Here is a 7285-nt window from a genome sequence, read left to right as displayed (position 1 = left end):
TTTGACTTCTCCCTGCCGAAAGGTAATGAGAAGGGTACAAAAGCTGACTTCTGGTCTTTGATCAGAACTGTTCTTTAAAAAATTGGGAAAGTGATAGAAGTAGACTGCATTAACTGTTTTCACTGGCAGTTAGTGTCGTCAAGGTAAAATCTTGCGAACTCAAGCGCAAGTTTTCGGCGAAATGTCGTCTTCACTCATGTAACGCCTGCAGATCGGTAGCGTCCTTGGACGCCAGCGAGATTGCTTGGGGTTATATGGTCAAGTGAAGAAGCGCATACGGTGGATGCCTTGGCAGTCAGAGGCGATGAAAGACGTGATAGCCTGCGATAAGCTTCGGTGAGGTGGCAAATGACCTGTGACCCGGAGATCTCTGAATGGGGAAACCCACCTAGCATAAGCTGGGTATCTTAACCTGAATCCATAGGGTTAAGAGGCGAACCAGGGGAACTGAAACATCTAAGTACCCTGAGGAAAAGAAATCAACCGAGATTCCCTTAGTAGTGGCGAGCGAACGGGGACCAGCCCTTAAGTTGATTTGAGAGTAGCGGAACGCTTTGGAAAAGGCGGCCATAGTGGGTGATAGCCCTGTACGCGAAACGCTCTTATCAATGAAATCGAGTAGGACGGGGCACGAGAAACCCTGTCTGAATATGGGGGGACCATCCTCCAAGGCTAAATACTCCTGACTGACCGATAGTGAACCAGTACCGTGAGGGAAAGGCGAAAAGAACCCCGGAGAGGGGAGTGAAATAGAACCTGAAACCGTATGCGTACAAGCAGTGGGAGCCTACTTTGTTAGGTGACTGCGTACCTTTTGTATAATGGGTCAGCGACTTATTTTCAGTGGCGAGCTTAACCGAATAGGGGAGGCGTAGCGAAAGCGAGTCTTAATAGGGCGTTTAGTCGCTGGGAATAGACCCGAAACCGGGCGATCTATCCATGAGCAGGTTGAAGGTTAGGTAACACTGACTGGAGGACCGAACCCACTTCCGTTGAAAAGGCAGGGGATGACTTGTGGATCGGAGTGAAAGGCTAATCAAGCTCGGAGATAGCTGGTTCTCCTCGAAAGCTATTTAGGTAGCGCCTCATGTATCACTCTGGGGGGTAGAGCACTGTTTCGGCTAGGGGGTCATCCCGACTTACCAAACCGATGCAAACTCCGAATACCCAGAAGTGCCGAGCATGGGAGACACACGGCGGGTGCTAACGTCCGTCGTGAAAAGGGAAACAACCCAGACCGTCAGCTAAGGTCCCAAAGTCCTGGTTAAGTGGTAAACGATGTGGGAAGGCTTAGACAGCTAGGAGGTTGGCTTAGAAGCAGCCACCCTTTAAAGAAAGCGTAATAGCTCACTAGTCGAGTCGGCCTGCGCGGAAGATGTAACGGGGCTCAAACCAGGCACCGAAGCTACGGGTATCACCTTTGGTGATGCGGTAGAGGAGCGTTCTGTAAGCCTGTGAAGGTGAGTTGAGAAGCTTGCTGGAGGTATCAGAAGTGCGAATGCTGACATGAGTAACGACAATGCGAGTGAAAAACTCGCACGCCGAAAGACCAAGGGTTCCTGCGCAACGTTAATCGACGCAGGGTGAGTCGGTCCCTAAGGCGAGGCTGAAAGGCGTAGTCGATGGGAAACGGGTTAATATTCCCGTACTTCTAGTTACTGCGATGGGGGGACGGAGAAGGCTAGGCCAGCTTGGCGTTGGTTGTCCAAGTTTAAGGTGGTAGGCTGACTGTTTAGGTAAATCCGGACAGTTAAGGCCGAGAGCTGATGACGATCCTTCTTTTAGAAGGAGAAGTGGTTGATGCCATGCTTCCAGGAAAAGCCTCTAAGCTTCAGGTAACTAGGAACCGTACCCCAAACCGACACAGGTGGTCGGGTAGAGAATACCAAGGCGCTTGAGAGAACTCGGGTGAAGGAACTAGGCAAAATGGCACCGTAACTTCGGGAGAAGGTGCGCCGGTGAGGGTGAAGGGTTTACCCCGTAAGCTCATGCCGGTCGAAGATACCAGGCCGCTGCGACTGTTTATTAAAAACACAGCACTCTGCAAACACGAAAGTGGACGTATAGGGTGTGACGCCTGCCCGGTGCCGGAAGGTTAATTGATGGGGTTAGCGCAAGCGAAGCTCTTGATCGAAGCCCCGGTAAACGGCGGCCGTAACTATAACGGTCCTAAGGTAGCGAAATTCCTTGTCGGGTAAGTTCCGACCTGCACGAATGGCGTAACGATGGCGGCGCTGTCTCCACCCGAGACTCAGTGAAATTGAAATCGCTGTGAAGATGCAGTGTATCCGCGGCTAGACGGAAAGACCCCGTGAACCTTTACTGTAGCTTTGCACTGGACTTTGAGCTTGCTTGTGTAGGATAGGTGGGAGGCTTTGAAGCGTGGACGCCAGTCTGCGTGGAGCCATCCTTGAAATACCACCCTGGCAATCTTGAGGTTCTAACTCTGGTCCGTTATCCGGATCGAGGACAGTGTATGGTGGGCAGTTTGACTGGGGCGGTCTCCTCCTAAAGAGTAACGGAGGAGTACGAAGGTGCGCTCAGACCGGTCGGAAATCGGTCGTAGAGTATAAAGGCAAAAGCGCGCTTGACTGCGAGACAGACACGTCGAGCAGGTACGAAAGTAGGTCTTAGTGATCCGGTGGTTCTGTATGGAAGGGCCATCGCTCAACGGATAAAAGGTACTCCGGGGATAACAGGCTGATACCGCCCAAGAGTTCATATCGACGGCGGTGTTTGGCACCTCGATGTCGGCTCATCACATCCTGGGGCTGAAGCCGGTCCCAAGGGTATGGCTGTTCGCCATTTAAAGTGGTACGCGAGCTGGGTTTAGAACGTCGTGAGACAGTTCGGTCCCTATCTGCCGTGGACGTTTGAGATTTGAGAGGGGCTGCTCCTAGTACGAGAGGACCGGAGTGGACGAACCTCTGGTGTTCCGGTTGTCACGCCAGTGGCATTGCCGGGTAGCTACGTTCGGAAGAGATAACCGCTGAAAGCATCTAAGCGGGAAACTTGCCTCAAGATGAGATCTCACTGGAGCCTTGAGCTTCCTGAAGGGCCGTCGAAGACTACGACGTTGATAGGTCGGGTGTGTAAGCGCTGTGAGGCGTTGAGCTAACCGATACTAATTGCCCGTGAGGCTTGACCATATAACACCCAAACAATCTGACCGTGGTCAGAGCGTGAGGAAGACGACGCCGAAAACAGGCGCGTGGGTTCGCAAGACCCCAAAGACGAGTTGTCTACTTCGATCACAGACCCAATTGGGCCAGCCAGGCAGCCTCATCGCCTGGTCAGCCAACCGAATTGCTTGACGAACATAGAGCATTGGAACCACCTGATCCCTTCCCGAACTCAGAAGTGAAACGATGCATCGCCGATGGTAGTGTGGGGTTTCCCCATGTGAGAGTAGGTCATCGTCAAGCGCCTAACACCCAGCACCCCCGCTCAGTTCACTCTGGCGGGGGTGTTGTCTTTGGGGCGAAAGAAAGTCGAACGGAGTCTGGGAATGCCGTTGCTGAAACTGCTGAGTGATGGAAAATTTCATTCCGGCGTCGAGCTTGGTGAGGCCTTGGGCGTCTCCAGAAGTGCCATCTGGAAGCGGCTGAAGACGCTGGAAGATGACTTGGGCGTCGAGGTGTTCAAGGTGCCGGGCCGGGGTTACCGCCTGGAAGAGCCCCTGTCGCTGCTCGATGCCGAGCGGATCGCCCAGGAGGGCGGTTGGCCGGTAGCGGTCCTGGCTTCCATCGACTCCACCAATGCCGAAGCGCAACGGCGTCTGCATCAGCAATTGCCTCCATTCGCCTTGCTGGCCGAGCATCAGCAGGCTGGCCGCGGCCGTCGTGGGCGCGCCTGGGTCAGTCCCTATGGCAAGAATCTTTATCTCACCGCCGTGGTATCCAGTCAGGGCGGGATCCAGAAGCTGCAGGCCCTGAGCCTGACCATGGGCCTGGCGGTCATCAGGACGCTGCAACAGTTGAGCGTCGAGGATGCCTGCCTGAAGTGGCCCAACGACGTCCTGGTGCGTGGCCGCAAGCTGGCCGGCATCCTCATCGAATTGTCGGGTGATCCGCAGGACGTCTGTCAGGCCATCATCGGCATCGGTATAAACGTCAACATGCGTCTGGCCGACAACATCGATCAGCCCTGGATCTCCATGGCCGAAGCCCTGGGTGGTCTGCAGGATCGCAACCAGGTTGCCAGCCTGATGCTCCGGGAGATCGATAACCTGTGGCAGATTCACCGCCAGGCCGGATTCGCCGCCCTGCGCGACGAGTGGGAGCGTTATCATGGCTGGCAAGGTCGAGCGGTAACCCTGTCTTCGGGGGTTCGCTGTATTCAGGGCACAGTGGCAGGAGTTGCCGAAGATGGGGCTATCCTCATGCATGTAGACGGTCAGACACAGGCTTTCAGCGGTGGCGAATTGAGCCTGAGCCTAGATCATGATTCTTGAACTCGATTGCGGTAACAGCCTGATCAAGTGGCGGCTGCTTGCCGCCGGCGCCGAAGTGGCCGCTACGGGCATTGTCGACAGCGACGAGGCCCTGGTGGCTGCGTTGTCCCAGCCCGATACACCGCCACTGGCGGCTTGTCGCCTGGTCAGCGTGCGCAGCGACGAAGAGACCCAGGAGCTCAAGGAGCGGCTGACCGCTACCTTCGGCATTCCCTGTCACCAGGCTGTCCCGGTCGAGGCCTGGAATGGCGTACGTAATGGCTATCGTGATTATCAGCGCCTGGGCATGGATCGCTGGCTGGTGATCCTGGCCGCGGTACGGCTGGCCGAGGGCAAGGCGTGCGTGGTTCTGGATCTGGGCACCGCGGTCACGGCCGATCTGGTCGACGCCCAGGGCGAGCATCAGGGAGGGTTCATCTGTCCGGGGATTCCGTTGATGCGTCGGGAACTGCAGACCCATACCCGGCGGATCCGCTACGATCCACATTGGGCCAGTGGTGAACGCTACGAGGCGCCAGGACGCACGACCAGCGAGGCCGTGGAGCGTGGGTGTCTGTACATGCTCAAGGGATTCGTCCGTACCCAGTACGAACTGGCTCAGGAGATGTTCGCCGAAGGTTGCGAGATCTTTCTGACCGGGGGTGACGCGGAACTGGTCAAACATGTCGTTCCGGGCGCGCGAATCGTGCCCGATATGGTGTTTGCTGGATTGGCTTTGGCGTGTCCGCTCGAGAACGAATGATGCGTTGGTTGTTTCTGCTATTGGTGGTACTGAACGTTTTCTACTACATATGGCACCAACAGCAGGTGCCATTGCTGGGTAAGGAAATCGCCCCTCTGGCGCTGTACAAAGGCGAGCGTGAAAACATTCGCCTGTTGAACGAGACGGCATCTGGTGACGCTGCACGGCGTCAGTGACGGCGGTACCCTTCGATGAGGAGCGAAGATGCTGACGCTAGGTAATCTCTGCCTGTTGCTGGGCGCAGTCGGCATTGGCCTGTGGTTCTGGCACGCCCACGGCATTCGCGAACGGGCGCTGTTGCTGGCCGAGCAGGAGTGTCGTCGCCGCAAGGTCATGCTGCTCGATGGCGCCGTGGCCTTTTCCCGCTTTCGCTGGCTGGCCGATGCCAAGGGGCGCAAGCGCCTGGCGCGGTTGTTCGCCTTCGAGTTCACCGTGACGGGCGAAGAGCGGCTCGATGCCTCTCTGGCCCTGTTCGGCAAGACCCTGGCCAAGGTCGAGTTCGCGCCCTTCCTGGTACCCGAGGTCGAGCGCCCGGCGGCAGATTCGGTGGTGGCTTCGGCCCCTGCCTATCAGGCCAAGCCCGAACACGGGCAGGTGGTCTATCTGGATCAATGGCGGCAGCGCCAGCGTACCGAGACCAGCAGGCGCCAAGAGCCGGAGTGATTTCCGGCGCTATCTCCTAAAGCTTTTCCTTCCGTAGTCCCGACGATCAGCTCCGGCTGGTCCGTTCCGGCTTTCCGCTTCTTTTCATGTGATCCCTGATGTTCAGCCCTCTCTTTACCTTTCCTGCACTCTATTTCGCCACTCTCCTTATGCTGGCCGGCTCCGGCCTCTTCACCACCTATATCGGTCTGAGACTGACCGGCGAGGGGGCGGGGGATCTGTGGACCGGCGCCCTGATGGCGGCCTACTACTTCGGACTGGTGTGCGGCGGCAAGTTCGGCCATCGGCTGATCGCCAGCGTCGGCCATATCCGTTCCTATGTGGCCTGCGCCGGTGCGGCGACGGTCACGGTGCTCATCCACGCCCTGATCGATGACCTGAACGTCTGGATCGCGCTGAGATTCGTCATGGGCGTGGTGATGATGAATCAGTACATGGTGATCGAGAGCTGGCTCAACGAGCAGGCGGAGAATCATCAGCGCGGCAAGGTGTTCGCCGGCTACATGGTGGCGGTGGACCTGGGGCTGGTGATCGGTCAGGCGCTACTGGCCTGGCATCCGCAACTCGACTACAAGCCGCTGCTGCTGGTCGCCATCTGCTTCGCCTCCTGCCTGATTCCCCTGGCCATGACCCGCCGGGTGCACCCGGCCAAGCTGGTGGCGGCGCCGCTGGAGATCCGTTTCTTCTGGCAGCGGGTACCCCAGTCGCTGGTCACCATCTTTACCGCGGGCCTGCTGGTGGGCGGCTTCTATGGCCTGGCGCCGGTATTCGCCAGTCGCAGTGGCCTGGATACGGCGCAGTCGAGCTTCTATGTGGGGTTGTGCATCGTCGCGGGCTTCTGTGCCCAGTGGCCGCTGGGCTGGCTGTCGGATCGCCTCGATCGCTGCAAGCTGATCCGCGCCAATGCGGTGTTGCTGTGCCTGGCGGCGGTGCCGCTTTGGGGGCTGATCAGCTTGCCCTATCCCTGGCTGCTAGCCGCGGGCTTCGTCTCGGGAATGCTGCTGTTCACCCTCTACCCGCTGGCCACGGCCTTCGCCAACGACCACGTCGAGCCCGAGCGGCGCGTGGAATTGTCGGCGATGCTGCTGACCACCTATGGCGTCGGTGCCTGTATCGGGCCGCTGCTGGCCGGTGCGGCGATGGAGCATTTCGGCCCCGGCACCTTCTATGTGCTGACCTCGGCCTATGCGCTGATCCTGATCGTCTTCGTGCAGCCCCGGTTCGTCAGTGGCGAGCACCGGCTGGACGCGGCACCGTTGCATCACGTGGCCATGCCGGATTCCGTCAGTCCGATGGCAGCGGCGCTGGATCCGCGCATCGACGAGGTGCCGCAGGAGATGGTGGTGGAGGCCCCCGCCAGCATTGGGCCGGGTAGCGAGAAGACCTGATTAGGCGAGCCCGGCGCAAGGCCGGGCAGGAAGGGACGG

5 protein-coding genes and 2 rRNA genes are annotated in these 7285 nt (G+C 58.1%); all 7 read left to right on the top strand.

Translation table 11 applies throughout. The features are described 5' to 3' along the window. Positions 1–256: 256 nt before the first annotated feature. The 7 genes from PVZ72_RS22050 to PVZ72_RS22020 all read left to right on the top strand — a co-directional run bounded on the left by PVZ72_RS22050 (position 257) and on the right by PVZ72_RS22020 (position 7246). Positions 257–3149: ribosomal RNA gene (locus tag PVZ72_RS22050) — 23S ribosomal RNA — on the top strand. A 160-nt stretch (positions 3150–3309) separates the two neighbouring features. Next, positions 3310–3425 (top strand): 5S ribosomal RNA (rrf, locus tag PVZ72_RS22045). 83 nt (positions 3426–3508) lie between these two features. Beyond that, positions 3509–4453, top strand: a complete 945-nt coding sequence (gene birA / locus PVZ72_RS22040; RefSeq protein ID WP_273863016.1) for a bifunctional biotin--[acetyl-CoA-carboxylase] ligase/biotin operon repressor BirA — start codon at positions 3509–3511, stop codon at positions 4451–4453. Then, positions 4443–5195 carry a type III pantothenate kinase gene (locus tag PVZ72_RS22035; RefSeq protein WP_273863015.1) on the top strand — a complete coding sequence of 251 codons (753 nt, stop codon included), beginning with the start codon at positions 4443–4445 and terminating at the stop codon, positions 5193–5195. Before birA ends, PVZ72_RS22035 begins: the two co-directional genes overlap by 11 nt. Beyond that, on the top strand, positions 5192–5371 hold the full coding sequence (locus tag PVZ72_RS22030) for a hypothetical protein (protein ID WP_037006863.1): 180 nt from the start codon (positions 5192–5194) through the stop codon (positions 5369–5371). Before PVZ72_RS22035 ends, PVZ72_RS22030 begins: the two co-directional genes overlap by 4 nt. 28 nt (positions 5372–5399) lie before the next feature. Beyond that, positions 5400–5858 (top strand): DUF3301 domain-containing protein, encoded by a 459-nt coding sequence (locus PVZ72_RS22025; protein WP_273863014.1) that lies wholly within the window; start codon positions 5400–5402, stop codon positions 5856–5858. A gap of 98 nt (positions 5859–5956) precedes the next feature. After that, the gene (locus PVZ72_RS22020; RefSeq protein ID WP_273863013.1) at positions 5957–7246 is read left to right on the top strand and encodes an MFS transporter; all 1290 of its coding nucleotides are present in this window, start codon (positions 5957–5959) and stop codon (positions 7244–7246) included. Positions 7247–7285: the final 39 nt, after the last annotated feature.

The organism is Pseudomonas sp. LA5 (genome assembly GCF_028640825.1).
GTDB classification, from domain to species: domain Bacteria; phylum Pseudomonadota; class Gammaproteobacteria; order Pseudomonadales; family Pseudomonadaceae; genus Chryseomonas; species Chryseomonas aestiva.
This window is presented reverse-complemented; position numbering and strand designations above follow the sequence as displayed.